We start from the raw sequence: 26,582 nt of genomic DNA on the forward strand, positions 1-26,582 counted from the left end.
CCAGGCTGATGCTGATGGGGCCATGAGCCTGGGGTGAACCCACCGTTGAACCCGCCCGGCGCCCGAGGGTCAGTATTCAGCCGGCACCGGCAGGGGGCTGTTGTCGCAGCGGCACCTTGACCTCCCCCTGTGGGGGAGGGTGCAGGCTGGGTCGCAGAATGGCACACGGAAAGTTTCCGGTGGAAGTGTGCCTCACCGACTTGCGGAGGTTGTCATGGCTGACACGGCAGTGATCGAGACCGACCTGGCCATCATCGGTTCCGGTGGTGGTGCTTTCGCCGCCGCGATCCGGGCGACCAGCCTGGGCCAACGGGTGGTGATGGTGGAGCGGTCCACGGTGGGGGGCACCTGTGTGAACACCGGGTGCGTGCCCTCGAAGGCGTTGCTGGCTGCTGCGGCCGCCCGGCATGTGGCCCTGGAGGCCTCCGGCCGGTTTCCCGGGCTCGCCGCCTCCGCGGGCCCGGTGGACATGCCGGGGCTGATGGCGGGCAAGAACGGGCTGGTGGAGGGGATGCGTTCGGAGAAGTACGTGGATCTGATCGCCGACTACGGGTGGGACCTGCGCCGCGGGGACGCCGCCTTCACCGGCACGGCCCAGGACCCGGTGCTGGAGATCACCGGCCGCGGCGGGGCGGTGGAGGAGGTGCGGGCCGGCCACTACCTGGTGGCCACCGGCTCGGCCCCGTGGACTCCGCCGATTCCCGGGCTGGAGGAGGTCGACTACCTCACCTCCACGACGGCGATGGAGCTGCCGGAGGTCCCGGAGTCGATGATCGTGCTCGGCGGCGGCTATGTGGCCTTGGAGCAGGCCCAGCTTTTCGCCCGGCTGGGTTCGCAGGTCACGGTGCTGGCCCGCTCCCGGCTGCTGTCCGGGGAGGAACCGGAGGTCTCGAAGACCCTTATGGGGGTCTTCGCCGATGAGGGCATCCAGGTGGTGCGCCGGGCCGCGGTCGAGTCCGTGGGCACCGATCCGGCCACCGGGGGTGTCGTGGTGGCCGCCACCACCCGGGCCGGGCGCCAGGAGTTCACCGCGGACCGGTTGCTGGTGGCCACCGGGCGCCGGGCGGTGACCGAGGGCCTGGGCCTGGGCACGGTGGGGGTGGCTACGGGGGAGCGGGGGGAGATCCTCGTGGAGGACACCCTGGCGAGTTCGCACCCGCGGATCTGGGCGGCCGGGGATGTCACCGGGCACCCGGAGTTCGTCTACGTGGCCTCCGCCCACGGGGTCACCGCGGTGGAGAACGCCTTCAACGACACCGGGCGGCGGGTCGACTACACCCACCTGCCCCGGGTGACCTTCACCTCTCCGGCGGTGGGGGCGGTGGGCATGACGGATAAGCAGGCCCGGGAGGCGGGCATCCGGTGTGAGTGCCGGGTGCTGCCGTTGGAGTACGTGCCGCGGGCGCTGGTGAACCGCGACACCCGGGGGTTCATCAAGATTGTCGCCGACGCCGACACCGGGCGGATCGTGGGGATCACCGCGGTGGCCCAGGAGGCCGGGGACCTGGCCGCGGCCGGGGTCTACATCTTGTCCGCGGGGATGACGGTGGACCAGGTGGCGACCTTGTGGTGCCCGTATCTGACGATGGCTGAGGGTGTGAAGATCGCCGCCCAGTCCTTCCGCACCGATGTCTCGAAACTGTCCTGCTGCGCCGCCTGAGGCCCGGGCCCCACCAGCGCCCCCAGCCCCGGAGGGACGACGGTGACCGGCCACCAGGCCTCTACGGTCGCCGGCCGGCCGGTTATCAGCACGGCCGAGCAGCGGCTCGCCCAGGCCCCCGCCGACCTCCCCGGCGACCGGGCGGGCGGCTGGCACCGCACGTCCTGCCCCGTGATGGGCCGGGGCGTCGCGATGAGCTCGACGAGTAGCCCCGAAAGATCCACCGCATCTGAAGGAGACACATCATGAGCGAACATTTCGACGTGGCCGTGTTGGGCATGGGACCCGGTGGCGAGGTCGCCGCCGGCCGGTTGCTGGCGGCGGGGAAGAACGTCGCCGTGATCGAGCGGGAGTTGATCGGTGGGGAGTGCGCCTACTGGGCGTGTATCCCTTCCAAGACGGTGCTGCGCCCGGCCGAGGCACGCACCGAGGTGCACAAGGCCGCCGGGGTGTCCGGGGCCGAGGTGGACTGGGCCTCCACCCGGGAATACCGCGACTACATGATCCGTGACCTCGACGACTCCGCCCAGGCCGAGGGCTACACCGGTCAGGGCGCGACCGTGATCCGGGGCGAGGCCGGCCTCACCGGCCCGGGCCGGATCCGGGTCGGGGACCGGGAGATCACCGCCGAGCACATCATCATCGCCACCGGCTCCGAGGCGGTGATTCCCCCGATCGAAGGGATCGAGGAGATCACGGCCTGGACCAACCGGGAAACTTACACCACCCACGATTTGCCCGAACGCGCTGTGGTCGTCGGTGGCAGCGCTGTCGGGGTGGAAACCGCCACGTTTTTGGCCCGCTTCGGGGTGCAGGTCACCCTCATCCACCGCGGGGACCGGCTGTTGGGCCGGGAGGAACCCCGGGTGGGAGAGCTCGTGCACGACTACCTGGCCGAGGCCGGGGTCGACATCCGCCTGGGCTCCTCGGCCGCCCGGGCCCACCGCAACGGCGCCGACAGCGTCATCGAGCTCGAGGACGGGACCGAGGTGGCCGCCGACGTGGTGGTCTTCGGCACCGGCCGTACACCCCGCACCCAGGGTCTGGGCTTGGAGGCGGCCCGGGCACGTCTGGGCGAACACGGCGAGGTGCTGATCGACGAGCACGCCCGGGCCGGGGCGAATCTGTGGGCGATCGGTGACGTCACCGCGGTGATGCCCTTCACCCATGTGGCGAAGTATCAGGGGCGGATCGCCGCTGACGCGATCCTCGGCCGCCCGCGCCCGGCCGGCTATGTGGGGATCCCGCGGGTGGTGTTCGCCGACCCGGAGATCGCCGCGGCCGGACTCACCACCGCGCAGGCTCAGCACCGCGGGATCCGCACCACCGCCACCGAGCTGGATCTGGCCCAGGCCATTGCCCGCCCGTGGACCTACGAGCAGGACCCGCGCGGGCACCTGGGGCTGCTGGCCGATGCCGAGCGAGGGGTGCTGATCGGGGCGTGGGCGGTCGGCCCGCAGGCCGGGGAATGGATTCACCACGCCTCCCTGGCGATCCGGGCGCAGCTGCCGCTGGAGCTCCTGCGTGATCAGGTCGCCCAGTTCCCCACCTACCATGAGGCCTACCAAGCCGCACTGGAGCAGCTCGAAGCCTAGGACCTGCACACCGACCCACCCCCGCCCAGAGCCGCCGAGGGCAATCCGGTGGAGGCCCCGGACGGCTGATATCAGCACCGTCAAGAGGAGAAGTACTCATGGCTCAACGGTTGGTCGTCATCGGTGGGGACGCCGCTGGGATGAGCGCGGCCTCGGCCGCCCGCCGCCAGCTGCCCCAGGATCAGTTGGAGATCGTGGCGTTCGAGCGCGGTCACTACACCTCGTACTCGGCCTGTGGGATCCCGTACTTCATCGGCAAGGACGTCGCCGACGCTTCGGCGTTGATCGCGCGCACCCCGCAGCAGTTCCGCGACCGCCACGGCATCGATGCCCGGACCGGTCACGAGGTTCTGGAGATCGACCTGCACCGTCGCGCTGTGCTGGTGCGGGACCTCGCCCGGGGCCGGGAAACCTGGGAGGACTTCGACCAGCTCATGATCGCCACCGGGGCCACCCCGGCCCGCCCTCCACTGCCCGGGATCCAGGCCCGGGGCATCTTCGGGGTGCAGACTCTCGACGACGGCCTGGCCCTGCGGTCGGTGCTGGAGCGGGACCGGCCGGGCCGGGCGGTGGTGGTCGGGGCCGGCTACATCGGCCTGGAACTGGCCGAGGCCCTGTGCGCCTGGGGGGTGGACATCACCGTGATCGGGCGCCCCCCGGCCCCGCTGCCGGGCCTGGACCCGGACATGGGCGCGCTCATCGCCACCGCGATGGAGAGCTTCGGGATGGAGGTGCGGATGGAGGAGACCGTCACCGGCTTCGCCACCACCGGTGGGAAGGTCACCGCCGTGGTCACCGATCAGGCCACGATCCCCACCGATCTGGTGATCCTCGGGCTGGGGGTGACCCCGAACACCACCCTGGCCGCCCGGGCCGGGATCCCGCTGGGAGAGACCGGGGCGATCGCGGTGGACCGCAGGCTGCGCACCGGGATCGAGGGCGTGTGGGCGGGCGGGGACTGCGTGGAGAAGTTCCACCGCGTCTCCCGACGCCACGTCAGTCTCCCGCTGGGCACCCACGCGAACAAGGAGGGCCGCACCGCCGGGATCAACCTCGGCGGCGGCTACGCCACCTTCCCCGGAGTGCTCGGCACCGCCGTGACCAAGATCTGCGACATCGAAGTCGGACGCACCGGCCTCGGCGAGGCCGAAGCGCAAGCGGCCGGCTTCGACCCGATCACCGCCGTGATCGACTCCACCACCCGGGCCGGCTACTACCCCGGAGCCAAACCGATCCGCACCAAACTCATCGCCGAACGCGGCACCGGACGACTGCTCGGAGCCCAGATCGTCGGAGAAGAAGGCGCCGCCAAACGCATCGACGTGCTCTCCGTCGCCCTGTGGCACGAGACCCCGGTGGAAGAGCTGCTGAACATCGACCTCTCCTACGCCCCACCCTTCTCCCCGGTGTGGGACCCGGTGCTGATCGCAGCCCGCAAGAGTTGGCAGGCCGTGGAGACCGACCGCGCCCGCACCGAACCCGGATGACCACCGATCCTTCCGGGCCGGTCAGTGTCCTGCCCGGAGCCTTCCTCTACCGTGGAAGGCCACAGAACAGTCCAGGATCGAGGTGCACCGTGCGGATCGGTGAAGCGGCCGCAGCCGCCGGCATGACCACCAAAGCCCTGCGGTTCTACGAACAGCAAGGACTGCTGCCCCCGGTGCACCGCGGTCCCAACGGATACCGCGACTACCCACCAGATGCCCTCGCCCGCCTGCAGTTCATCCGCCGCAGCAAGGCCGCCGGACTCAGTTTGGCCGAGATCCGGAACATCCTGCAGATCCGCGACGCCGGACAGGCCCCGTGTTCCCACGTAGCCGCCCAGCTCGCCCAGCAACTCACCGACCTCGACCAGCACATCACTGAGCTCACCGCTCTGCGGGCCTCCGTGGCCGCGCACTACCAGGCCGCCTCCCAAGGCGATCCCGCCCAGTGCGACGCCGAGCAAATCTGCAGTTACCTCTGAGGTCAGCATTGATGTTCAGAAATGGATGAACACAGCGATGAATCCGAAGAGCGCTACCACCGCTTTATATATGGTGGGATACCGGCCACTGAGGCGCGGGCATTGCTTGACCCGCCCCAAAATTCATTAAGACCTGGTCTCATAACTCCGTTGCCTGGCGCAGTCGGCGGAGATTGATGAGCGTGACGGCGAGCATCAGCAACGGCAGCAGCGTGGTTTCGGTGCGGTCGTAGCGCAGCCCGAGTCGCTTGAACCGCAGCACCCAGGAGATGGTGCGCTCCACCACCCAGCGGTGCCGGCCCAGGTGGTTCTTGGCCTCGATCCCGCGACGGGCGATACGCACCTTGATGCCCCGCCGGTGCAGGTACCGGCGGCACCTCGGGTAGTCGTAACCCTTGTCCGCATGTAGCTTGTCCGGCCTGCGACGGGGCCGCCCCGGACGCCCTCGCCGGCCGTGCACGGCCGGGTTGGTCTCCAGCAGTGGCTCGAAGAGCTTGCTGTCATGCGTGTTCGCCGCCGAGATCAGCACGTGCAGGGGCAGCCCGTTCCGGTCGGTGAGCAGGTGGTACTTCGTGCCCGGTTTCCCGCGGTCGGTGGGGTTCGGGCCGGTCAGCTCACCCCCCTTTTCGCCCGTACGGACACCGCGTCGATGCTGGCCCGGGACCAGTCGAGGATCTCCTGCTCGGAGAGTTCCTCGAGCACGGCCCGGTGGAGCTTCTCCCATACCCCGGCCTCTTGCCAGTGTCTGAGCCGGCGCCAGGCGGTGTGCCCGGACCCGCACCCCAGCGCCGGAGGCAGATCCCGCCACCGGCACCCGGTGTGGAGCACGAACAGGATGCCTTCCAGGGCGGCACGGTCCTCGATCCGGGGTCGGCCCCCGGGGCCTCGAGGCGGTGGCTGGGGCGGGATCAGCGGGGCGATCAGCTCCCACAGACGGTCATCGACCATCCACGACTGCGTCCTCGTCGTCATGCAGGCACTGTGAACCACCCAGAAGCGAGTGGGCAACGACAGACCGAGTTTTGAGACCAGGTCTAAGGGGGATCTGCTCCAGTGCCGCGGTGTGACGCGGTGCTTCGGCTCTTTGAGCGCGGGGTCAGGAAACAGGTCGGTGGGCGTGGTGTTCGTGTAGTCGCAGATACGCCCAGGATCGCCCGGCCGGGAGAAGTGCGGTGGCGGTGAGTACACCCAGGGTGGTGAGGACGGGCAGCCACGGCAGTCCAGGGCGCAGCACGGCCCCGGCCACGGCGGTCGCCCCGGCCGTTGCCAGCAGCGCCATGTTCTCGAGCTGGGCGCAGGAGCGGACCGCTGCGCCGATGTGCATTGAAGATGAGCTGGGCAAGCGATGTGCTCGCAGTGCAGTGTGCCGGGCGGCCGCGATGTCGGTGCCTTGTCCGGTGTGTGCCAGGAGCGGTCGTGGGGCCCGTGTGGTGGTCAGGACGAGCCAGGCGATTCCCATGATGGGAATCCAGGCCAGAGAGAACCACTGCGGGCCGCTCTCACTCCGTCCGGCCCACCACGTGGTGATCAGCCCGGTCAGGACGAGGGCGGCCATCGCCGGGGCCGCCGACACCAGCAGTTGCCGCCGGGAAGGAATGGGGCGCTCCGGATGGTGCAGCACCACGCCGGTTCGCTCGGGTGTCGCCATGCTATCCATGGCAGTGCTCCGATCGTGGCCTGCCGGCGGTGCCGCTCGTGGCCGTGGACGCGACGCCCGGTCGCGTGGTGCCAGGTGGATGCGGACAGTGGCCTGCGGGGGGTCGTTCCACGCCGTGTCCTTTCACCCATCGCCGGTGGTCGGGCCCCAGGGCCCGTTGCCAGTACACACCCGCCTCGGGCGGGCGGGGCGTTTCTTAATGCAGCTCTAACGGGGTCGGTGTCGTCGTGGCCGGTGTCGGGCGGGTGCGGTCAGGGGGTGAAGCGGTAGCCCATGCCGAGTTCGGTGCGGAAGTAGCGGGGGTGGGAGGGGTCGGGTTCGAGCTTGGCCCGGAGCTGGGACATGTAGACGCGCAGGTAGTTGGTTTCCTCCCCGTACTCGGGTCCCCACACGGTGGTGAGCAGCTCGGTGCGGCCGATCAGCCGGTCAGGATTGCGGGCGAAGGTCTCGAGCAGGCGCCACTCGAGCTTGGTCAGACGCACGGGTTCACCGGCGACGGTGACGGTGCGGGTGGCCAGGTCGATGCGCACCCGCCCGTCGGAGGTCTCCACCTGGGCTTGGCCCGGGTCGGGGTGGGCCCGGCGCAGGGCGGCGCGCAGGCGGGCCAGCAGCTCGTCCATGGCGAAGGGCTTGGTGATGTAGTCATCGGCCCCACGGTCCAGGGCATCAACCTTGCTGTGGGACTCCCCGCGGGCGGAGACCACGATGATCGGTACGGTGGACCAGCCCCGGATCCCGTCGATGACCTCTCGGCCCTCCAGGTCGGGCAGTCCCAGGTCCAGAAGCACCACGTCGGGGTGCTCGTCGGCGGCCAGTTGCAGGGCTTGGTGGCCGGTGGCGGCCCGGTGGGTGTGGTAGCCGCGGGCTTTGAGGTTGACCAGCAGGGCCCGGGCGATCTGGGAGTCGTCCTCGACGACGAGCACGCTGGGGCTCATGTCGGGACCTCCTGGTCCGATTCGTCGTTCGCGTTGCCGCCGGGGTCGTGGACGAGGGTGTCCTCCGCCTCCGCACCGCGGCCGGTGGGTGCTGCGGGGAGGGTGAGGACCATGGTCAGCCCCCCACCGGGGGTGTCGGTGGCGTGCACGCGCCCGCCCATGCCCTCGGCCAGCCCCCGGGCCACGGCCAGGCCGAGTCCGACCCCGGTGGTGGTGTTATGGTCGCCCAGGCGTTGGAAGGGGCGGAAGATCGTTTCCTTCTCCGCGTCCGGCACGCCGGGGCCGTGGTCGATCACCTGCAGGTCCACCACTCCGGGCCCGGGCACGGCACGGACGAGCACGGGGCCGCTGCGGCTGTGCTTCAGGGCGTTCTCCACGAGGTTGGCGATCACGCGCACGAGCAGCCCGTGATCTCCGGCCACCGGCGGGCAGCCGGCAGGGATGTCGATGCGCACCCGGGGCTCACCGGTGGCAGCGCCGAGGCTGTGCACCGCGGCCGCGGCGAGGTCCTCGAGCTCCAGCGCAGTGCGGTGCACCAGCAGGTTCCCGGCCTGGATGCGGCTCATGTCCAGCAGGTCCTCGATCCGCTCGGTCAGCTGGTCGGTGGACTCCTCGATGGTGGTCAGCAGCTCGGCGGTGTCCTCCGCGCTGAGCACCACGTCGTCCAGTCGCAGGCTCGAGATCGAGGCCTTGATCCCGGCCAGGGGTGTGCGCAGGTCATGGGAGACCGCCGCCAGCAGCGCGGTGCGCATCGCGTTACCGGCCGCCAGCTCCTGGGCCTGCAACCGTGCCTCGGCCAGTTCCTGCTGCTGCAGCACGGCCGCGATGCGTCCGGCGAAGGCCTCCAGCACGCCCTGGTCCGAGGCCTCCTGCGGGAACCCATCGATCAGCAGGACGTGGTCGTCGTCGACGACGACGGTGTTGTCACAGCTGGACGGATCCGGAACCGGTTCCCCGGAGCCGGCGGTAATCTCCCACGTCTTCGGGTTCGCGGCGCCTGTGCGGTGGGTGGCCAGGGCGACAGCCTGCAGATCGTAGGTGCGGTGCAGGCGCTCCAGCAACGCCGGCACGCTCAGTCCCTCCCGGATCACTCCTCCGGCCAACTCAAACAGGGTGGCCGCCTGGTGGCGGGCCCGCCCGGCTTCGGTGGTGCGCCTCGCCTCGATGTCCACGACCCGGGCCACCCCGGCGGCCACGAGCAAGAACAGTCCCAGGGCCACGACGTTGAGCGGCTCATGGATGATCCACTGCCCCGTCGGCGGGGTGAAGAACCAGTTGAGCACCATCGTGCTGGCCAGCGCGGTCGCCACGGCCGGCCACCATCCGCCCAGGATCGCGACGAACACCACCACCGTGAGGTGGCACAGGAAGTTCAAGGTGATCGCATCCGCTCCGGTACCGGCCCGGAGGAACCCCGCGGTCAGTGCGGTCGGTCCGAGAAGGGCCAGGACCCAGCCGGCGACACGGCGGGCGGGCCCCAGGGGGGCGAGGCGTCGACGATGGGTCCCGTGCGATCGGCCGGGGGTGTGGGGGACCAGGAGCACGTCTAGGTCATCGGCCGCTTCCAGGACCCGGGCTGCCGTACTGGGGCGCAGGAGCCCGTCGAGGGGGCGGTGCCGAGCAGTGCCGACTACCACGTGGGTGGCCTGGACGCTGCGGGCGAAGCCCAGGAGGGCCACGGCCACGTCCTCGCCCAGCACCGTGTGCCAGGTGCCCCCGCCTGCCTCCACCATCGGCCGCCACCGGGACAGCAGCTCAGCACCGGCGCCGGGGTCGCCTCGGCGGGCGTCCCCGGCCACGTGCACGGCCATCACCTCGGCCCCGGGCATCCGTGCGGCCACCAACAGGCCGCGCTCGATCAGCGCCTCGGACTCCGAGCCCCCCGACACGGCCACCACCACCCGGGCATGCCGAACCAGCCCGTCCCCGGGCTTTTCGGTGGCTTCCCGGGTGCTGGGCTGTGGGGTGTGGCTGCCTGTGACCACGGTGTCCTCCTCCGGATGGGCTCAGGTGGCAACGAAGCGCTGTCAGGGCCCGGAAGCGAGCGTAGTCACCGGGTACCGGCCCGACCACACCGGCCACAGGCCGCCTGGTCCGCACGGCTGGCCCCACCACCTTTCTGCCTCCACCCGAGACCTGGCAGCGCCCCTTGTTCTCCTGGGGTGAGCTGTGGCCCAGGCGGGACGCGGGGGCCGGTCACCCGATGATGGGGCGTTCTTCGGGCAGCCGGTAGAGACGGCGTTGGGTGCGTAGGGCCAGGGACGTGGCGATGGTGATGGTCCCCACACGCCCCATGAACATCAAGGCGATGAGCACCAGCTCGGCGCTGGTGGGCAGGTCCCCGGTGATGCCCATGGACAGCCCCACGGTGGCGAAGGCGGAGGCGCTTTCGAACAAGGCGGTCTCCAGGCCGTGGTCGGTGAGCACGAGCAGGGCCACCGTGCCCAGCACGACCGCGGCGACCCCGAGCAGCGCCACCGACAGCGCCTGGCGTTGCACAGAGGAACTGATCGAGCGCGGCCCGATGGTGACCTGGGCGTGGCCGCGGACCTCGTTCCAGATCGCGTAGGCGAGCACGAGGAAGGTGGTGATCTTGATCCCGCCGGCCGTGCCGGCGCTGCCCCCGCCGATGAACATCAGCACATTGGTGACCAACAGGGATTCCGAGGCGGCCGCCCCGTAGTCGATGCTGTTGAACCCGGCCGTGCGGGGGAACACGCTCAGCCCCAGGGCGCCCAGCACCTTGCCGCCCGGGGTGAGGGCTCCGAGGGTTTCGGGGCGGTCCCACTCGAAGGCCGCGAGGACCACGAACCCCACCACCAGCAGCAGCAGCGTGCCGTAGACGGTCAGCCGCACGTGTACCGTCCAGGCCTTTGTCATCGTGGAGTCCCGCAGCAATTCGATGATCACCGGGAACCCCAATCCACCCAGGATCACCGCCACGCAGATGGGCACGATGATCCACGGGTCGTCGACGAAACCGATGAGGCTGTCGCTGAACACCGAGAACCCGGCGTTGTTGAACGCCGAGATCGCGTGGAACACCCCGTGCCATAGCGCCGGGCCCGGCTCGTGGTCGTAGGCGATCCAGAATCGCGCGGTCAGGATTACGGCTACCACCGCTTCGATGGTGAGCATGATCTGGGCGACCCGCAGCAGCACTCGGCGCACATCTCCCAGGTTCACCGTGTGCGTCTCTGAGGCGGCGACCAGCTGGTTCCACAGCCCCAGTCGCTTGCGCACCAGCAGGGCCAACAGGGTGCCCAGGGTCATGATCCCGAACCCGCCGACCTGGATCAGGCCCAGGATCACCATCTGCCCGAACGGGGTCCAGAACGTCGGGGTGTCCACCGTGATCAGCCCCGTCACGCACACCGCCGAGACAGCGGTGAACAGCGCCGGCATGAACACCGCCGCCTCATGATCGGCCCGGGAGACCGGCAGCATCAGCAGCACCGCACCCACCATGATCGTGGCCAGAAACCCTACCGGGACCAAGCGGACCGGGTTGTCTAGGAACGCCTTTTTCAGCCGCCCAGGGATCTTCGGCGATCTCCCGGGGGATACTCGGGGAGAACCGGTCGTCCGGAACACCGCCCCGCCCCCCTGCCCATGATCGCGTTGCCTGTCACGGCGCCGAGGACCACCCCCGGCACTACTGAACAGTTCACGCCCGGACCCCCATCAACAGGACGGTTCTTAATGCGGGGCTAATGCCACCGGCGCGAATCTTGACGTCCTCTTCACATCCACCCGCGCCTCGCCCCGTTGCATCTGGACCCCCTGCGGCTTATGCGCGGTGAGGCCCACCCAACGTCGGCCGTGAGATAGCCGGGCAATTGCTGATGGACTCCTGGGTGGTGGAGCCAAGAGCAGCCTTGGCCTCCCTTTGCATATGGCCCGGCTACCGGACACTGAGTTCCTGCAGGTTTGATGCCGCATTGTTTCCGGTCAGGAGGGATGTCGTCATGCCGCAAACCTTCGATCCCGCCGTCACGGAACGGGCCGTGCGGATGATGCTGGCACAGTTGCCGGAGCACTGGTCGATCGACAATGCTGACGCTGCCGTGGGAGCCAGCCCGGGAGCGGGACTGTACCCAACGATGGCCCCGGTGGGTCAACGGTGCCAAGGCAGCAGGTGGGCGCTGTGGTGGGTCGTGCTGTTCCTGCTCCGTCAGTGGCTTGGTAGTCTCTATGCGCCCCTAGCCCGAGGGGCAGGTTCCCGATCTCCCCGGTCGGGCCCCGGAGTGCCCCACCCCTGTCGGGTGGGGCACTTTCGTGATGTGGAGGTGGTGTCCTTCGCGTGTTCGATCAGCTCGGCCATCACCTCCACGACGACCTGTCGTGGGAGCCTCGTCAGTGGTGCAGTGCGCTGCGCCGCGGCGGTCCGCGGGGCGGAGCAGGTGCGCCTGCTGTGCGAGGTCATCGGCCGTGTCGGCATCGAGGTGAAGCAACTCCAGCGCACCGCGCACGTCAGTGTCCACGCCATCCCTGTTGACGGGCCCCGCTTCTGCCGGGCTGTGGGACTCGATCGGGGTGAGTTCTTCGTCGCCGAGACACTGAGGATCCGCCGGGCAGCCGGCACGCGCTCATGGCCTGAGCAGGACGTTCACGACGTGCTGCGGCTTTTGTGCTGCGGCCCTTCCCGAGACTGTTCTCCAGGGCGGCGGGATCACGGGCGAGCCGGTGACCGGCGTGCTCCGGCGCTCATGCCGACCTCGGTAGCAGCCTCAGGGCCCCGGCCCTGGCCCGATGGTTCGCCAGGGCGGTTACGGGGCGGTGGGCGGGCTGATGGGTGGGAAGGTCGACCTTGGTGAGCACCTCTACTGGGCCGGTTGCGGTGTCGTTGTGTTCGAGAGCCCAGCGCAGCAGGTCCACGGCTCCTGCCTCCACGTGCTCGGCGGTGGTGAGGTCGACGGTGACGGCCACCGGTGGGATCAGCGTCCGGGCCCGGGCCACGAGGGGATGCAGGGCGTGCTGGTTGGCCTCGGTCACGCACCCGGTGACGATCAGGCGCACGTAGGCGCCGTGGAGGTCGATCTGGACGAGTACGGAAAGCTTGTGGTCCATGGGGGAGCATCCTTCATCGCATGCTGGGAACCTCGGGCCCCTTCCCGGGCCTTTTCCCACGGTAGGGAATCGGCCGCCGGACCGGCAACGGATTGTTCTGGTTGGGCCCCATATTTCTCCAACCGGCAGGTAGGACCCGCACCGGCGCGGACGTCTTCTCCTGTCCCCTGCACCGGTGATGACATCCCTGAAGTGTGCGGAGCGCTGCCCGGGATGCACCGCGGTCACTCGGCGGCACGCGCCTGCAAGGCCTGCCCCGGAGAACCCGTGTCGAAGAGCCTCCTACCGCCGACTGGACGCCTCAGGGCGTAGGGGCTCGAGAGCCGATCCATCGACTTTTCCGGGTGCCGCCTCCGGTGGCAGGAGGGGGATGTCGAAGACACCGGGCCTGGCAGATGGCTCGATGAGCGGCTGACGGCAGCCGCGAGCAGACCGACTATTGGGGCCCTGCCTCTGCTCTGTGCCGCCCCAAGGGGGGCGAGATGCCCGACATCTGCCTGGCGTCTGCCGGAGGTGGTGCAGAAGTCGGGGGAGAAGGCGCGCGGCGTGGTGGGACCGGGGGATGCTCTAGGTCTAGGGGTGGTCCGGGGTGGTGTCCCGGTGGAGGGTCCACACGTTGGTTCCGTCGCGGTGGTCGAAGGTTGCGGTGCTGACCAGGGCCTGGATGAGCCCCAGGCCGCGCCCGGATTCAGCCAGCCCGTCCTTGAGTGCAGACCCGTCGGGGCTGATCTGGGCCGGGGCGGCGTTGATCTCGTAGATCCGCGCCACGAGCCGCGTGGGGGTCACGGTGATTTCCAGGGCCAGTTCCAGGGCCTGTCCATTGAGCGGGAGGGCGTGCACGATGCTATTGGTGACCGCCTCGACCACGGCCAGGGTGAAGGCCATCCGATCCGGCTCCGGCACGAAAGCGATCTCGGCCCACAGGTTCTCCAGATCGTCATGGACGGCCTCGAGGGTCTGCGGGGTCGCGGGTCCTCGACGGGCCCGGTGCACGCTGGGCTCAGTCATCGTCGAAGGCTTTCTCGGGGCTCTCGTACGGGGGCAGCACCCGGTGCATGCTGGTCAGTTCCAGCACCATCTGCAGCCGCGGGCCCGCCCGGGCGATCCGCAGGTCCCCGCCGGCGTGGCGGGCGATCTTCAGGCACCCGATCAGCGCCCCCAGCCCGGAGGAGTCCATGAACGCGATCCCGCCCAGATCAAGCACCACGCGGCGGACGCCACCGGCGACGATCTCCGCCACCACCTCCCGCACCTGCGGCGCCTCGGCCAGATCCAAGCGGCCGGTGAGCCCGACCACTGTGTAGCCGCGACGGTGCTCCGTGGTGAACTGCATCGGGATTCCTCTCCGTGGGGGATGGCCCGGGCCTGGGTGCGGCAGCCGAGCACCGGCCACCAGCTCCTCGATGGCACACCACGGCCTACGGCTGACCCTAAGCATGACTGCATGCCATTGCATAGAGAAATTTGCGCCACTGTCTTCCGGTGAAGGTGGTGTTTGTTCGTCTCCACCACCGGGGGCGTGGCGTGAGCCGGATCCCGTGGGGAGACCCTCTATCGTGCTCGCTGCACGGCGTGGCGGGCCTGATCGGAGGCATCTTTACAACTGCCACTCACTTTCTCCATAGTGATGGGAGCTTTTCTCGGGATCGGTCTGTCGATCGCTCCGAGGAGACCTGGCTGGGGCAGCAGTCGGAGATCCAGGCGGTGCTCCGACCCGCTCGATGCCAGGTGAAAGGGCTTGATCATGCGCGAAGACCTGACGGCTGCCTGCAGGCTCTTGGGCGTGATCCAGCGGGTCGTGCTGCGTGAGCAGCTGCGCCGGGCCGAGGTGTTGCTGGATCCGGCTGAGACCGTCCAGGTGCTGGCACCGGGGTGGTGGCGGTGCCAGCGGACCCTGGTCGTGGTCACGACCTCACGGCTGCTGCTGGTCCGCCGGGAGCTGGGATGCTTCACGCGCGACCAGGTGACCTATCCGTTGCGCGGCATCGGGACCTTGCGCGTCCAGGCCTGTCCTCCGGAGGGCGTGCGGTTCCGGGTGAGTATGGGTCTGGATCTGGAAGAGTTCTCCGTGACCCGGCACGGTGACCTGGTAGAACACGCACTACGAGGGGCCAGATCATGACCACGGACCGTGGAGGCCAGCCCTTCCCCGGCAAGCCGGCCTTCCGGAGAAGATCGACGCTTCTCCGACCCAAGAACCTGTGACCCGATCCAGTCCTTCACTCCTGCACCGCGTCCTTGGTGCCGTGCGGGAGTAGCACAGGAACTCAGCGAGCCCGCTTGCCCTCGCTCGGATCCGTGAGGCGAGCACAGGGACGGTGGCCATCAGCCTCAGGACCACGAAGACCGCCCTCTTTGCATATGGCCCGGCTACCGGACACTGCCCACGGGAACGACGTTGCAGCTGGGGTTGCCGGTGTGCAGCGCGATCGCCGGAGCTAGACCCGCCTCCGGCGCGCGAGTCGGAAGGTGTTGCAGTCCCCGCACCATGCATCTAGAAAAGGCCGGCCTGTCGTAGTGCGCACCGCACAATTGGGGCGTTCCTGAATGCACATCCCGTGATGGACTGGACGCTGAAATCCAGCGGCGGAAGGCAACGACCATGAAGGGCACAACGAAACAGACGGTCGGGACCCTGGTAGGGACCTTAGGCGTCGTAACGGTGTTCAACTCCTTCAAGTTCCACACGGTGGATCCGTTCTGGTTGGGTGGGGCCATCACCATCCTGGGCGTGGCGTTGGGGGTGCTGGGGTGGAAGTTGATCGCCCGTGGCCGCAGCGATGTCGCCCTCGAGGCGGCACGGCACAATGACGATCAAGTCGCCCGCCATCAGGCCCACCTGGCCGGCGAGGGCCCGGACGCCCGGCAGTACGGCTCGGCATCCGAGCACACCTTGGAGAAGGAGTCCTCCCTGGAGGACCCGCCCGATTAGCGGTAGTAGCTCCGGCGCTGAGTTCCCCCTCTGCACGACCATGGGACTGTTGCAGTTTCCATTACCACCAGCCTGCGGCGTTGCAGTTGGGGTTCCACTGCCGGACATGCTCCAGACATGGCCAGGGGACGACCAGGGTCTCTCCAGGCCAGCGCCAGATCTCGAGCGTATCCAGGGCGCAGCGGTATCTACCCACTCACGGGGCGCTCCTATTCCTTTCCCAACCGCTCCTCAAGACGTTCCATGCGCTCTTGGTACTCCCGATCCTGCTTCTTCGCACCTCGCCAGATGAGGACAAGCATCGCGAAGGCGCTGAAAGCAATCACCACCGTGTACCAGGAAAGTCCACCAAGAATTGCGATGACCAGGATGACCAGAGCTAGAACACCAGAGGTGATTGCTAATCCTCCGCTCATCTGAGCTTTTCCAGTGGCCACGAGGCCTCCTATCGGTTTGTCTTTTTGAATCGTAGAGCGGGATAGTGAGCTTGGCGTTTCCGGTCAATGCAACACGTCACGATTGACCGAAAGCAGGACTATCGGTCCCCTGGTGGTCGTGGCCGCTGAGGCGCTCCCTATCCCGCGGCATCCATACCCGGTGTACCAAGGCACACGGTCAGATACCAGCCACACATTCGCGGTGGCATCAGGTCCGCATTGATTGCACCGGACGCTGGCCGGACTGTTAACGGTGCGACAGCGGTTGCTCGGAGTGCATGGCCAGCTGGTGAGCCAGCCACGGAGCCTTGTTGCTTACAGCAGGTGGAGAGTCAGGATAATCACTGGTGGAATGGCGCCGAGATAGGACAGCCATGACCAACGGGCGAAAGCCTCGGAGTACATGGCCACGTTTTCATCGGGGTGGTGGCGGCCTCGAGACAAGCGATACATCCGTTGACTCAAGTTTTTGTTGAAGCGGCGCGTGAGCACACCGTAGGCCACGGCCCCCGCGATGCCCATGCAGGAGAAGACCACGACGTTTCGCTCGTATCCCGGCAAGTCCGCGCTCACAAAGACCAAGAGGACCACACCGGTAATGAGCAGGACGATGTAGGTGATTCCCACAATCGCGACCAGCTCCACGGAGCGGCGGGCGAAGTCCGGGGAGCCTCCGGCAATCACGCTCGTGAGTCGACGGTGTCCTAGTGTGCCGACCAGGAAAAAGAGGCTCAGGGCCAGTCCGCCGCCGAGGATGACCCAGATCTCCATTGTGTCGCTCATTGCGTGGTACCGTGCTGTACCTCGATGGCCGAGTTTCCTGCCATACGGAGCGACTTCGAGTCGGCATCTACTGGTGAAGTAGTGCACCAACCCGCACCTGTGAGCATTTGCAAATTCCCCATAGGGACACAGTAGGGGAGGCAGTCAGCCGCCCAGGACCCCCATCCTGGGGGGAGGGCCGGCGAAGTGCTCTAGAGGTTCCACTTGCGGAGGGCAGGTCAGTACACCGTCAGGCGAATGTGGTCGCCCACCGACCTATGAGCGCAGAAGTGGGGACTGAGGGCTGCAGAAGCGGGGTGAGACGATCTGCATAGCAGGGCGATGATCAGATGGCGCTCGGGACCGATGACACGTGAGGGGCCATGCCAAGACAACCGAGGAAGCTGACGAAGAACATGAAGTTGCTCTTCATCGGCTGTCTCTTCGTGGTCTCGCTCATCGTCGACTGGGCGCTGGATGGCAAGTTCAGCTGGGGAACAGTTGTATGGGCCGTTGTGTTCACCGCGCTTATGTCGCCAATGATTATTTGGTGGGATAACGACGGAACGCGCCGGAAGAAGAACGCACAGGACGAGGGCAGCGGAACTCGTTGATGCCCTTGCTGTCTCGCTTCGGCACTAATGACATCACCTCGGTACCAGGGCCGCGGACGACCTAATGGATTACTGCCCGGGCTCTGCATGTTGAAGGCGTGAGGAGCTCGTGCCTTGCTATGCATGGGGCATGACTCAGGGACAAGATGTCGAGACGGACGCTGACGCTATAGGTCTGATGCTGGACCGCGAAGCTGCCTGGGTGGAGTTCCTCGACTCAGAGCCGGCGATCAAGGACCAGTCCCAGATCGACGTCGATGATGGCATCTCCCCACTGAAGCATCTGACGTCGGAGACGGCCCATGCCAGCGTGATTGCGGCCGCGGGTGCCATGTTGAGCGTGAACTCCTTGGTGCTGGGCATGGTTATCGGGCAACGCCCGACTGCCGGGAACACCTTAGGACCAGCGATCCGAGCCGCGCTGCTGCCAGCCACTCGGGCACTGTCGATTCTGCACCCGGACGATCGGACCTTACGGGTGCGGCGAGCCGTCCAGGCCCGCACCGCGGAGTTACGGGCGGCGGTTGACTCTATGAAGACGCTCAGCGGGTTGTCGTCCATGCTCGGACCCGCTGGGGAGCAGGAGCGTGTGCAGAGCCTGGAGCAGACTCAACAGGTTCTCACTGTCCTCGAGCAGTGGCTTGGTGGTGGTCCGCCTCATGAGACAACAGTCATCCGGACCGTGGCGCGGGAACTGGGCGTTGAGGTGCATGCTCGGGGAGCGGACGGAGACTTCATCCGGGACCTGATGGTGCGTGGATGGGTCGTCTACTCAGCTGATGCTCACGGCTGGACATGGCAAAACGGACTCAAGGGTGAGCTCCAAGAGGCCAGGGAGTTTGCTCCCGGTCGTTTCCAGGCGAACTGGCGACCGGATGGCGGGCGCTTCCTGGCAGATGCCTTGACGGTGTCGAACTTGACCCAAACAGCCTTTGATTTTTGGCGAATCCGCGCGTCTCAGACGGATGAAGAGTGGGGTGCCCAAATGGCCAAAAATCAGTGGCCCGCTTGATCAGATGTGGGCGATCGTCACGACGTAAGGGCAAGAAATTCCCATGCCACTCATAGCTCGCAGGGTGCGATAGGGGTTCCTTCCTGCGCTTCGGGGGTTAGGGAGCTAACTGGCCGGGGAACGGGAAGGGACTGATGGCGTGAGCACTCTTCCTGCAAAAGTATGGACAGCTCGAGGGGCCTGATATTTCTACCTCGCGGTAAGAATGGAGGATGCCCTCAGATTCTCTGGAGGGCGACGAAAGGACGTCGTGGAAGTACTCGACATCGTTGTCACCGGCCTGATGTTCGTGTTCGTGCTGACCATCATCTTCAAGAGCTGGGCCAGACCTACTGCTCCACGGGCCGGGCACAGCCGGGACCCTGAGGTGGCGGTGGATCGCCCCATCGAGGGAGCCCGAGTGATGATCTGGGGCCCGACCCTGTTCGTAGCAATTTTTGCTGTGTTCGTGGCGACCCGGATGGCTTATGAGGAAGTCCAAGAGTTTCCCGACTTCCTGGCCTATGGATTGCTGCTGGGTGCCGGGATCGAACTGGTCCTCTACTTGTGCGTCACTCGTGTTTTCGTCGGCTCGGTTTTGGAGACGGTCATCCGGCGTTCGGAGGGCACCTACAGTGAGAAACTAGAAGCCTTCTATGTCCAGGAGTATCAAAGGTTCTCTCGCATTCCCCTGGCTCTAGCTGGCATTTTCGCTCCGGCCGGTGTGCTGTTGCTGCTGTGGTCAGCCCTCGCATAAGGACGCCACCCTGGCCTAGCGGACCCGCGACGGCATGAGGGACTGCCCAGGGTTCGCTTGACTCCTTGACCTGCCGCGTTGCAGCAGGGGTTCGGCGAAGGCGAATCTGCACTGTTCGAGTGGATGGCCGACCACGCGCGGGTCTGCTGGTACATCGATCCGGAGCCTTGGCTGATTGAGGCGAAACTCGATTCGGAGCTCGCCCTGCCGCTCAACTTAGGCCAGAACAAGGAAGGTGTGTTCCACCAGGCGCTGTCCGCAGCTAGGCAAGCTCAGCGCCAGTTGGCACGGGACCTTCCGGTTCTGTAACTGTGGCACGTCCTGTGCTTTCGACCCTTACTTCCGGCGCTGCGGAAGCCGGAGCGCCGCCGCAAGAAAACTTCTATGCAGTCAATATGCAAGCCGACGGAAGGCGAGAATTGATGCCAGGCTTCCTCCCCGATCGTCAGTACGGCAGTGAGCGAAGTTGGTGTAGCACTCCAAAAGCCATTATCAATATAAAACCCCAGTCTTGATACTTTTCTCAGAAGTATATTTTGCTAACCGAAAACTATTGCCACAAAGGTGCAAGTCGCTGTATGGTGCAAACTCTCGTATCTTCTTCTTAGGGGTCAGTATGGAACTACTGCGATATAGCGACGGCGTCCTCGTAGCTGTAGATGAGGTGACTTCCGGGGGTGGCTACAACATGGACATGGACCCTGTGCAAGTAGTAGCCAAATTTTCGGGTGTAGCTGCGGAAATACGCAAACGGGTCGATGAATTCGGCAACGAGCTTAAAAGTTGCATGTCGGATCCTGCAGAGGTGACTGTCGAATTCGGAGTAGAACTGGAAGCTGAAGCGGGCCTTCCCGTGATTGTCAAGGGGACTGCGAATTGCCATGTCACCGTATCGGCAACTTGGCGCATAAAGGAATGATGATTTCATGTCCGTATATTGGGCACGGGGATCCGAAAAATCCTATGGATTTTTTGATGCGACGTCTTCTATAATTTATACACCTGGACATGGGTTTTCAGTTGATGCGGTTATTAAGCACGAGTTAGTGCATGCAAAAATCACAGATATGAGCTCGCTTGGTTTTGTGGAGCGAGCATTAAGATTTGCTGCCGTTGCCTCAGCCGCTCGGCAGGATTGGAGTACTCATAAGGCGTTAGAAAGAAAGCGAAAAAATATTGTGACCCTGTCCAGTCACGTACATGAGGTTGCTGCTTGGTACCTGACGGATACAATGCGTTTGATGGAACCACGCCTCCATCGGTTCAACGGGAAATTTCCACAAGTTCGTATTCCTCAGGCTCCTGCTCAGTATGTGCAAGACATTTCAAAGTTGCAGCACATATACCTCATCGCTGGAATGAGAGAACAAAATTCTGACGGATCCATACCTCCAATAGTTCATCCGATGAATTTCACACATTTAGCACAATTTATGGCGATTTGGGCGCTCAGCCCACCGATTGTGCAATCTTATCTTGCAGGCGTCAATTTAGACGATAGCGGCGATTTGAAAGACATGGTAGAGATTCTAGTCGCCGACCCAAAGCAAAATCCAAGGATACGGTTTGAAAGTTTAATGAATTGGGCCACCGAAATCCGGTCACCTACAGTTGAGGATCTGATTTATCGGGCGAATCGTGGCGAATTATTTGCAGTAGCTCCAATTGATGTGGCTCAACCGCCGTTAGATGAAGGAAAAATATGGGACTTATTATTGACACACTTGGATCCTAATTTTTTAGATCCCTTTCGTAGTTATTCGGATCATGAAAAATCCATGCATAGATTTCTTGGGGGTTTCATACCATCTTTGGATCCTTACCCGCAAGTCACTGTGCTGCAACCAGAAAAATATATGGAAGCACCAAGTCCCACCGCAGTTGCGTTGCTCGACAAACTGAAATCTAAAATGATTCTGCAAGTGCAGCGTCATTCGAGCATGCTCGACTTTGGGCACCCACAGGATCGCGCGGGCGCGCTAGAGCCGGAACTGATGTTCGTCAGTGTTTATAATGTCAGTGCTGGGGTTGCTAATGGTTACAAATTGTCGGTCAGTGATTTTCGCTCCCTGGTGCAAAAACTAGACCCTAAACGAACACTAATTACCGTCGGAAGTCTTGGTTATGATTTTGACGGGCTCGATTTTCCCGGTAACCCACTGTCGGGTCTTCCTCATGTAGTTGTTGCTCCTATGGCATTTAGAGAACTTTGGCAAAGAATCACTTGGAGCGGAGGCATCGGTGGAAATGCGAATTTAGAGTACTTGCTGGTCCCTTCACGTTATCCTGAAGAATATTCTTTGTTGGCCATCAAAGGCCGTGGGCCATCTCAATCTGCAATCATTACGGCCGTGCCCCACAGTCCCGAGCGAGTGCTGTCTTTCGCTGACAGGCGCGGGGATGAGCCAGATGGCTGGCCTACCCTTACGCGCGTATACTCCCGATTGGTTGACTGGGCGCCGGAATTAGCAGCAACAATCACAGCTAGTTGGTGCATATGGGAGCACTGGCTTCAATTTCGCGAGTTCAAGCCGGAACATGAGGTTAAAGCTCAGTAACGAGGACCGTTTATTGTCGACATCTCTGCCGGAATTTCGTCCGGGCTGGGTAGTGTGTGGGGAGATTCCCGATCCCATGCAGAAGATGTCCCCACGATTCGAGCCCGTAAAAGGACGCAAGTCGAGGGGCAACTGAGCATTGATGCTTTTCTCTTCCCGGAACCCGAGGAGGTTCCTGTCAAGGGCGCCGTATGGCGGCCAGGTGGCACTCGGGAAAGCGGTGCAGTGGGTCAGGTCGGCTCATCGTGCGCCAGACCTCGTCGAACCCGGCCCGGGCAAGCCGTGCGCTTATCTCTTCGGGGTGCCAGCGCCAGGCCGGTGCCACCGCGTGATCGAACGGCACCGCCGGTTGCCTCTCGCCATCGATGCTTTGGAAGACCAGGAGCACCACGCCGCCAGCCGGCATGCGCTGGGCCCAGGAATCAAGCACGCCACCGATCCGGTGGGGATCGATGTGGATCAGGCTGAACCGGGCCAGCACACCCCGCAGCGGAGCCAACTGATCGGTCGGTCCCAGGGAGTCGTTCAGGTTTGCCCCACCGCGCCGGAACGCCACCTCGGGGTGAGACCTGCGGGCGATGTCCAGCATGGCGTCTGAGGGATCGATGCCCATGACGTGAAGGCCGCGGTGGGCGAGTTCGGCGGTGACGTGCCCGGTCCCGCATCCGATGTCCATCACGGTGCCCTCGCTGTGGTGCTCCAGGACCTTGTCCGCGAAGGCGGCGACTGCATGTCGTTCCAAAGGTGTCTGGAACGGGTTCGGGAAGGTGAGCTCGTACTGTTCTGCCAGTGCGTCGTAACCGGGTTGGGTTCCCACGCCGGCCAGCCTCTCACACTGCGCTGTCCACCTGGCGCGTCGCCTGCCTTCGGGTGGTGAATCGACGGTCCCTGGCTTGCTCGCGGGACGCCGGCAGGTTCCCGACAGTCGTCGTGCAGCACCTGCGAGGCGCGCTGCAGCGCCTGGACCTACAGCCGGTGTGGAGTAGCAGAGGTTCCCTTAATCGTGGTTGGTTTCGATGGCCTGGCCGAGGCGGCGGGTCCCGTCGGGGAAGGCTGCGGGGTTGGGTCCGGCGTAGTTGAGCCGGATGTAGGGGCCGGTGGGTTCGGCGGGGAACCATTCGGTGCCGGCGGCGATGATGACTCCGCCGGTTTCGCAGTCGCGGATCAGCCGGGGGAGGTCGGTGTCGTCGGGCAGGCGGGCCCAGAGGTTCAGCCCGCCGGTGGGGACGTGCTCGATGTGGGCCTGGGGGGCGTGCTCGGTGAGGCTGGTCAGCAGCAGGTCCCGGCGTCCCTGGAGCTGATGGCGGAGCCCGCGCAGGTGGGTCTGCCACCCGGGGTGGGTGACGACGTCCAGGGCGGCGGCCTGGAGCAGCTCGGAGACGTAGATGGATTCGGCGGCGCGGTCGGCGAGGATGCGTTCGTGGGCGGGGCCGCGGGCGATGACCGCTCCGACGCGCAGGGCGGGGGAGACGCTTTTGGTCAACGACCGGAGGTAGACGACGTGCCCGGAGTCCTCCCCGGCGGCCAGGGGCACCGGGGTGGTGGTGATGCCGAAGTCGTGGGCCCAGTCGTCCTCGATCAGGAAGGCCCCGTGCTCGGTCACCACCTGAAGCACCTGCTCGCCCACCGCTGGTGACCAGTGGGCGCCGGTGGGGTTGGCGTAGTGGGGTTGGGCGTAGAAGACCCGGGCGCCGGTCTCGGCGAAAGCGCGGGCGAGCTCGGCCGGATCCGGCCCGGTGGGCCCGGTCGGAACCGGCACGATACGCACCCCGGCCTGGGTGGCGGCCTGGATGGCCCCCCAGTAGGTGGGCGATTCCAGCAGCACCGGGTGCCCCGCCCCGGCCAGGGCGCGGAAGATCGAGCTCAACCCGCTCTGGGTGCCCGGCAGCACGATCACATCCCGCGGTGTGGGCGGGCTGACCCCGTCCGGGGTGGAGGCGCGAAGTTCGTGGGCGAACCAGGACTGCAGCTCGGGCAGACCCGCGACCGGTGGGCGGGACAGGGCAGCTTCCGTGCGTGCTGCCCGGCTCAGCGCGGCCCGCACCAGCCGTTCCGGCAGCAGCTCCCGGTCGGGGTAGCCGGAGTGGAAGGCGATGACATCGTTGGGGGTGCTGCGCAGCGCGGCGGACACCGACCGGGCCGGCGCCTGGGGGGCCCGCAACGCGCCGGTCTGCCAGCTGTAGTCGGCCGGGCGGGTGGCGCGGACCGCGCGCACGAAGGTCCCGACCCCGGGCCGGGTCTCGACCACCCCCTGGGTGGCCAGGGCCCGCAGTACTTTCTGCACGGTGACCGGGCTGGCCTGGTACTGGGCCACCAGCGCCCGGGTGGAGGGCAGGCGCGCCCCCGGGGCCGCGCCGGCGATCCACGCCCGGAGCCCCTCGAGAATCCGGGAACTGTTATCGTTGTCCATGAGAGCTAAGAGTAGCGCTACTGTCAGTCTGTCTGGGCCGATATCGCCTCGACCCGTCACGGGGGTGTGGTGGGGGTTGCTGGGTGTCACCGCGTTCTCCTTCACGGTGCCTTTCACCCGGGTGGCGGTCGAGGGCCTGGACCCGTTGTTCATCGGCGCCGCCCGGGCGGTCGTGGCCTCGGTGCTGGCCGCCGCCGCGCTGGTGCTGACCCGCCAACGACTTCCGCGCGGGTCCCAGTGGGTGCGGCTGGCCGTGGTCGCCGGTGGGGTGGTGGCCGGGTTCCCGTTGCTGACCTCCTACGCCCTGACTACGACTCCGGCCAGCCATGGTGCGGTGGTGATCGCCCTGCTGCCGGCCGCCACGGCGGTGATGGCCGTGCTGCGCACCCGTGAGCGCCCCGCCCGCGCGTTCTGGGTGATCACCGGGATCGGGGCGGTGGTGGCGATCGTCTTCGCCTCGGTGTCCTCGGGTGGCCTCGGGCAGCTGCACGGGGCCGACGTGCTGCTGCTGGGCGCGGTCGCCGCCGCGGCCATCGGTTACGCCGAGGGCGGGCTGCTGGCCCGAGAGCTCGGCGCCTGGCAGACCATCTCCTGGGCCCTGGTGCTCGCCTTCCCGGTGATGGTCGCCCTGACCCTGGCCTCGGTGTACCAGCAGCCCCCCGTGGGCACCCCGGTGCAGTGGGCCGCGTTTGCCTACCTCGGGGTGATCAGCATGTTCCTGGGCTTCTTCGCCTGGTACCGCGGCCTGGGGCTGGGTCCCATGGCCCAGGTCAGTCAGATCCAGCTCGCCCAACCCGTGCTGAGCATCCTCTGGGCCGGGCTGATGCTCGGCGAGCACCTCACGCCCACCACCATCGTCGGGGGCCTGGCCGTCATCCTCTGCGCCGGCCTGGCCGTGCGGGTCCGGCTGAACCCCGCCCCGCGCGGTCAAGCCCCCTGGAGTGGTGTAGCGATCTTTCGTGTAAGGGTCAGGCTGTGAGCGCGGTCAGGGGGTCGGTGGTCACCTCGCTTCCGGTGTCCGCGACGGTGGTGAGCCGGCAGCGGGTGAGGACCTCGAGGCCGAGATAGCGGCGGCCTTCGGCCCACTCGTCGGTCTGCTCGGCCAGCACGGCTCCCACGAGGCGGACGATGGCTTGCCGGTTGGGGAAGATCCCGACCGCGTCGGTCCGGCGCCGGATCTCCCGGTTCAGCCGCTCAGCTGGGTTGTTGGACCAGATCTGGGCCCAGACGTCCTTGGGGAAGTTCGTGAACGCGAGGATGTCCTCACGGGCATCGGCCAGGTATTCAGCCACCGCGGGCAGCTTCTCGGCGACGTAGTCCAGCAACCGGTCGAACTGGGCGTTCACGGCTGTCGCGTCGGGCTGGTCGTAGACGCTGTGGAGCATGGCTTTGACGGCCGGCCACATGGACTTCGGGCAAATCGACATGAGATTGGCCGCGTAGTGGGTGCGGCACCTCTGCCAGGACGCCCCGGGCAGGTTCGCCGCGATCGCGTCCTTGAGCCCGGCGTGGGCGTCACTGGTGACCAGGCGGACCCCGCCCAGGCCGCGGGCCACCAGATCGGCGAAGAACTCGTTCCAGGCCGCCCCGGTCTCGGCCGTGGCCACCCGCATGCCCAGGACCTCACGGTGGCCGTCACCGTTGACCCCGGTGGCCAGGAGCACGACCGCGTTCACCACGCGCCCGCCCTCGCGGACTTTCATCGTCAGTGCGTCGGCGGCGACGAAGGTGAACGGCCCGACGTCCCCGAGGGGCCGGTGGCGGAAGGACTCCACGTGCTCGTCGAGGTCACCGGCCATCCTTGAGACCTGGGACTTCGACAGGGCGTTGATCCCAAGGGTCTTCACCAGCTTGTCCATCCGGCGGGTCGAGACCCCGGCGAGGTAGCAGTCGGCGACCACGGTGATCAGCGCGGACTCGGCCCGCTTGCGGCGCTCCAGCAACCACTCCGGGAAGTAGGTGCCGGCCCGCAGTTTCGGGACGGCTACGTCGATCGTGCCCACGCGGGTGTCGAGGTCGCGGTGGCGGTAGCCGTTGCGCTGGGTTACCCGCTCGGGAGCGGGTCGGCCCCACTCGGCGCCGACCACCGCGTCCGCGTCGGCGGAGAGCAGCGCGTTGATCACCGTCTGCAGCAGGTTGCGCATCAGATCCGGCGAGGCTTCGGACAGGGCTTCACCGAGCAGGCCGGTGGGGTCGACAATGTGAGGAGCGGTCATCGTGATGATGTCCTTTCGAGGG

Annotated in this window: 26 protein-coding genes; 13 read left to right on the top strand and 13 right to left on the bottom strand. The window is 66.3% G+C overall.

Features of this window, described 5'->3' with window-relative positions:
* Positions 1–214: 214 nt before the first annotated feature.
* From merA to EQG70_RS01720, 4 genes are all read left to right on the top strand, one after another.
* Positions 215–1,660, top strand: a complete 1,446-nt coding sequence (merA, locus tag EQG70_RS01705) for a mercury(II) reductase (RefSeq protein ID WP_109269429.1) — start codon at positions 215–217, stop codon at positions 1,658–1,660.
* A 245-nt stretch (positions 1,661–1,905) separates the two neighbouring features.
* Entirely contained in the window at positions 1,906–3,255 is a 1,350-nt protein-coding gene (locus EQG70_RS01710; protein ID WP_109269428.1) for a dihydrolipoyl dehydrogenase family protein, read from the top strand.
* Between the two features lie 98 nt (positions 3,256–3,353).
* Complete coding sequence (locus EQG70_RS01715; RefSeq protein WP_109269427.1) at positions 3,354–4,742, top strand: FAD-dependent oxidoreductase; 1,389 nt, start codon at positions 3,354–3,356, stop codon at positions 4,740–4,742.
* 89 nt (positions 4,743–4,831) lie between these two features.
* Positions 4,832–5,221 carry a heavy metal-responsive transcriptional regulator gene (locus EQG70_RS01720; protein WP_109269426.1) on the top strand — a complete coding sequence of 130 codons (390 nt, stop codon included), beginning with the start codon at positions 4,832–4,834 and terminating at the stop codon, positions 5,219–5,221.
* Between the two features lie 139 nt (positions 5,222–5,360).
* Here EQG70_RS01720 and EQG70_RS01725 read toward each other — a convergent pair.
* From EQG70_RS01725 to EQG70_RS01760, 8 genes are all read right to left on the bottom strand, one after another.
* Positions 5,361–6,193 (bottom strand): IS5 family transposase gene (locus EQG70_RS01725; RefSeq protein WP_410200015.1). Its coding sequence is split into 2 segments (ribosomal slippage): positions 5,361–5,840 and positions 5,843–6,193, totalling 831 coding nucleotides; the frame shifts between segments, so codons are not numbered across the junction.
* Between the two features lie 124 nt (positions 6,194–6,317).
* Positions 6,318–6,869, bottom strand: coding sequence for a hypothetical protein (locus tag EQG70_RS01730; RefSeq protein ID WP_126346842.1), 552 nt, complete (start codon positions 6,867–6,869; stop codon positions 6,318–6,320).
* A 260-nt stretch (positions 6,870–7,129) separates the two neighbouring features.
* Positions 7,130–7,813, bottom strand: coding sequence for a response regulator (locus tag EQG70_RS01735; protein WP_109269423.1), 684 nt, complete (start codon positions 7,811–7,813; stop codon positions 7,130–7,132).
* Positions 7,810–9,702 (bottom strand): ATP-binding protein, encoded by a 1,893-nt coding sequence (locus EQG70_RS01740; protein ID WP_167508847.1) that lies wholly within the window; start codon positions 9,700–9,702, stop codon positions 7,810–7,812. The genes EQG70_RS01735 and EQG70_RS01740 overlap by 4 nt, the downstream gene beginning before the upstream one ends.
* Positions 9,703–10,009: 307 nt before the next feature.
* Positions 10,010–11,260: a TrkH family potassium uptake protein gene (locus tag EQG70_RS01745; RefSeq protein ID WP_232035368.1), complete on the bottom strand. Its 1,251-nt coding sequence runs from the start codon at positions 11,258–11,260 to the stop codon at positions 10,010–10,012.
* Between the two features lie 1,260 nt (positions 11,261–12,520).
* On the bottom strand, positions 12,521–12,883 hold the full coding sequence (locus EQG70_RS01750; RefSeq protein WP_109269420.1) for a hypothetical protein: 363 nt from the start codon (positions 12,881–12,883) through the stop codon (positions 12,521–12,523).
* A gap of 573 nt (positions 12,884–13,456) precedes the next feature.
* Positions 13,457–13,891, bottom strand: a complete 435-nt coding sequence (locus EQG70_RS01755; RefSeq protein ID WP_109269419.1) for an ATP-binding protein — start codon at positions 13,889–13,891, stop codon at positions 13,457–13,459.
* Positions 13,884–14,216, bottom strand: coding sequence for an STAS domain-containing protein (locus EQG70_RS01760; protein WP_109269418.1), 333 nt, complete (start codon positions 14,214–14,216; stop codon positions 13,884–13,886). Before EQG70_RS01760 ends, EQG70_RS01755 begins: the two co-directional genes overlap by 8 nt.
* A gap of 411 nt (positions 14,217–14,627) precedes the next feature.
* Between EQG70_RS01760 and EQG70_RS01765 the strand changes: the two genes are divergently transcribed.
* Both EQG70_RS01765 and EQG70_RS01770 read left to right on the top strand, forming a co-directional pair.
* On the top strand, positions 14,628–15,005 hold the full coding sequence (locus EQG70_RS01765) for a hypothetical protein (RefSeq protein ID WP_126346845.1): 378 nt from the start codon (positions 14,628–14,630) through the stop codon (positions 15,003–15,005).
* Positions 15,006–15,485: 480 nt separating this feature from the next.
* The gene (locus EQG70_RS01770; protein WP_109269416.1) at positions 15,486–15,815 is read left to right on the top strand and encodes a hypothetical protein; all 330 of its coding nucleotides are present in this window, start codon (positions 15,486–15,488) and stop codon (positions 15,813–15,815) included.
* A 209-nt stretch (positions 15,816–16,024) separates the two neighbouring features.
* Here EQG70_RS01770 and EQG70_RS01775 read toward each other — a convergent pair whose 3' ends face one another.
* Complete coding sequence (locus EQG70_RS01775; protein WP_126346846.1) at positions 16,025–16,252, bottom strand: hypothetical protein; 228 nt, start codon at positions 16,250–16,252, stop codon at positions 16,025–16,027.
* Positions 16,253–16,567: 315 nt separating this feature from the next.
* Positions 16,568–17,023, bottom strand: coding sequence for a hypothetical protein (locus EQG70_RS01780; protein WP_126346847.1), 456 nt, complete (start codon positions 17,021–17,023; stop codon positions 16,568–16,570).
* Positions 17,024–17,430: 407 nt separating this feature from the next.
* On the opposite strand from EQG70_RS01780, the gene EQG70_RS01785 reads away from it, so the two are divergent.
* The 6 genes from EQG70_RS01785 (at position 17,431) to EQG70_RS01810 (ending at position 21,934) form a co-directional block, all read left to right on the top strand.
* Entirely contained in the window at positions 17,431–17,628 is a 198-nt protein-coding gene (locus EQG70_RS01785; protein WP_109269413.1) for a hypothetical protein, read from the top strand.
* A gap of 202 nt (positions 17,629–17,830) precedes the next feature.
* A complete protein-coding gene (locus tag EQG70_RS01790; RefSeq protein WP_126346848.1) occupies positions 17,831–18,640 on the top strand; it encodes a hypothetical protein in 810 nt (269 codons plus the stop codon).
* Positions 18,641–18,890: 250 nt separating this feature from the next.
* Positions 18,891–19,376, top strand: coding sequence for a hypothetical protein (locus EQG70_RS01795; RefSeq protein ID WP_109269411.1), 486 nt, complete (start codon positions 18,891–18,893; stop codon positions 19,374–19,376).
* Between the two features lie 78 nt (positions 19,377–19,454).
* Positions 19,455–19,685: a GIY-YIG nuclease family protein gene (locus tag EQG70_RS01800; protein ID WP_109269410.1), complete on the top strand. Its 231-nt coding sequence runs from the start codon at positions 19,455–19,457 to the stop codon at positions 19,683–19,685.
* A gap of 385 nt (positions 19,686–20,070) precedes the next feature.
* Positions 20,071–20,295 carry a CU044_2847 family protein gene (locus tag EQG70_RS01805; protein WP_126346849.1) on the top strand — a complete coding sequence of 75 codons (225 nt, stop codon included), beginning with the start codon at positions 20,071–20,073 and terminating at the stop codon, positions 20,293–20,295.
* Between the two features lie 7 nt (positions 20,296–20,302).
* Positions 20,303–21,934 carry a hypothetical protein gene (locus tag EQG70_RS01810; RefSeq protein ID WP_138976440.1) on the top strand — a complete coding sequence of 544 codons (1,632 nt, stop codon included), beginning with the start codon at positions 20,303–20,305 and terminating at the stop codon, positions 21,932–21,934.
* A 178-nt stretch (positions 21,935–22,112) separates the two neighbouring features.
* On the opposite strand, the gene EQG70_RS01815 is transcribed toward EQG70_RS01810, so the two are convergent.
* Entirely contained in the window at positions 22,113–22,751 is a 639-nt protein-coding gene (locus EQG70_RS01815) for a class I SAM-dependent DNA methyltransferase (RefSeq protein ID WP_109269408.1), read from the bottom strand.
* A 180-nt stretch (positions 22,752–22,931) separates the two neighbouring features.
* Positions 22,932–24,344 carry an aminotransferase-like domain-containing protein gene (locus tag EQG70_RS01820; RefSeq protein ID WP_109269407.1) on the bottom strand — a complete coding sequence of 471 codons (1,413 nt, stop codon included), beginning with the start codon at positions 24,342–24,344 and terminating at the stop codon, positions 22,932–22,934.
* On the opposite strand from EQG70_RS01820, the gene EQG70_RS01825 reads away from it, so the two are divergent.
* Positions 24,343–25,323, top strand: a complete 981-nt coding sequence (locus EQG70_RS01825; protein WP_109269406.1) for a DMT family transporter — start codon at positions 24,343–24,345, stop codon at positions 25,321–25,323. The two genes, EQG70_RS01820 and EQG70_RS01825, sit on opposite strands and share 2 nt — an antisense overlap.
* On the opposite strand, the gene EQG70_RS01830 is transcribed toward EQG70_RS01825, so the two are convergent.
* Positions 25,313–26,560 (bottom strand): IS256 family transposase, encoded by a 1,248-nt coding sequence (locus EQG70_RS01830; RefSeq protein WP_109223276.1) that lies wholly within the window; start codon positions 26,558–26,560, stop codon positions 25,313–25,315. The genes EQG70_RS01825 and EQG70_RS01830 overlap by 11 nt on opposite strands.
* Between the last annotated feature and the right edge of the window lie 22 nt (positions 26,561–26,582).

The sequence above is a fragment of the Kocuria rosea genome (genome assembly GCF_006094695.1).
GTDB classification, from domain to species: domain Bacteria; phylum Actinomycetota; class Actinomycetes; order Actinomycetales; family Micrococcaceae; genus Kocuria; species Kocuria rosea.

Coding starts and splice junctions, on each gene's coding strand:
- EQG70_RS01765 (WP_126346845.1), top strand. CDS start 14,628: ATGCGCGAAGACCTGACGGCTGCCTGCAGGCTCTTGGGCGTGATCCAG.
- EQG70_RS01770 (WP_109269416.1), top strand. CDS start 15,486: ATGAAGGGCACAACGAAACAGACGGTCGGGACCCTGGTAGGGACCTTA.
- EQG70_RS01780 (WP_126346847.1), bottom strand. CDS start 17,023: ATGGAGATCTGGGTCATCCTCGGCGGCGGACTGGCCCTGAGCCTCTTT.
- EQG70_RS01760 (WP_109269418.1), bottom strand. CDS start 14,216: ATGCAGTTCACCACGGAGCACCGTCGCGGCTACACAGTGGTCGGGCTC.
- EQG70_RS01715 (WP_109269427.1), top strand. CDS start 3,354: ATGGCTCAACGGTTGGTCGTCATCGGTGGGGACGCCGCTGGGATGAGC.
- EQG70_RS01805 (WP_126346849.1), top strand. CDS start 20,071: ATGGACCCTGTGCAAGTAGTAGCCAAATTTTCGGGTGTAGCTGCGGAA.
- EQG70_RS01750 (WP_109269420.1), bottom strand. CDS start 12,883: ATGGACCACAAGCTTTCCGTACTCGTCCAGATCGACCTCCACGGCGCC.
- EQG70_RS01755 (WP_109269419.1), bottom strand. CDS start 13,891: ATGACTGAGCCCAGCGTGCACCGGGCCCGTCGAGGACCCGCGACCCCG.
- EQG70_RS01825 (WP_109269406.1), top strand. CDS start 24,343: ATGAGAGCTAAGAGTAGCGCTACTGTCAGTCTGTCTGGGCCGATATCG.
- EQG70_RS01735 (WP_109269423.1), bottom strand. CDS start 7,813: ATGAGCCCCAGCGTGCTCGTCGTCGAGGACGACTCCCAGATCGCCCGG.
- EQG70_RS01785 (WP_109269413.1), top strand. CDS start 17,431: ATGAAGTTGCTCTTCATCGGCTGTCTCTTCGTGGTCTCGCTCATCGTC.
- EQG70_RS01810 (WP_138976440.1), top strand. CDS start 20,303: ATGTCCGTATATTGGGCACGGGGATCCGAAAAATCCTATGGATTTTTT.
- EQG70_RS01830 (WP_109223276.1), bottom strand. CDS start 26,560: ATGACCGCTCCTCACATTGTCGACCCCACCGGCCTGCTCGGTGAAGCC.
- EQG70_RS01730 (WP_126346842.1), bottom strand. CDS start 6,869: ATGGCGACACCCGAGCGAACCGGCGTGGTGCTGCACCATCCGGAGCGC.
- EQG70_RS01820 (WP_109269407.1), bottom strand. CDS start 24,344: ATGGACAACGATAACAGTTCCCGGATTCTCGAGGGGCTCCGGGCGTGG.
- EQG70_RS01745 (WP_232035368.1), bottom strand. CDS start 11,260: ATGCTGCCGGTCTCCCGGGCCGATCATGAGGCGGCGGTGTTCATGCCG.
- EQG70_RS01710 (WP_109269428.1), top strand. CDS start 1,906: ATGAGCGAACATTTCGACGTGGCCGTGTTGGGCATGGGACCCGGTGGC.
- merA (WP_109269429.1), top strand. CDS start 215: ATGGCTGACACGGCAGTGATCGAGACCGACCTGGCCATCATCGGTTCC.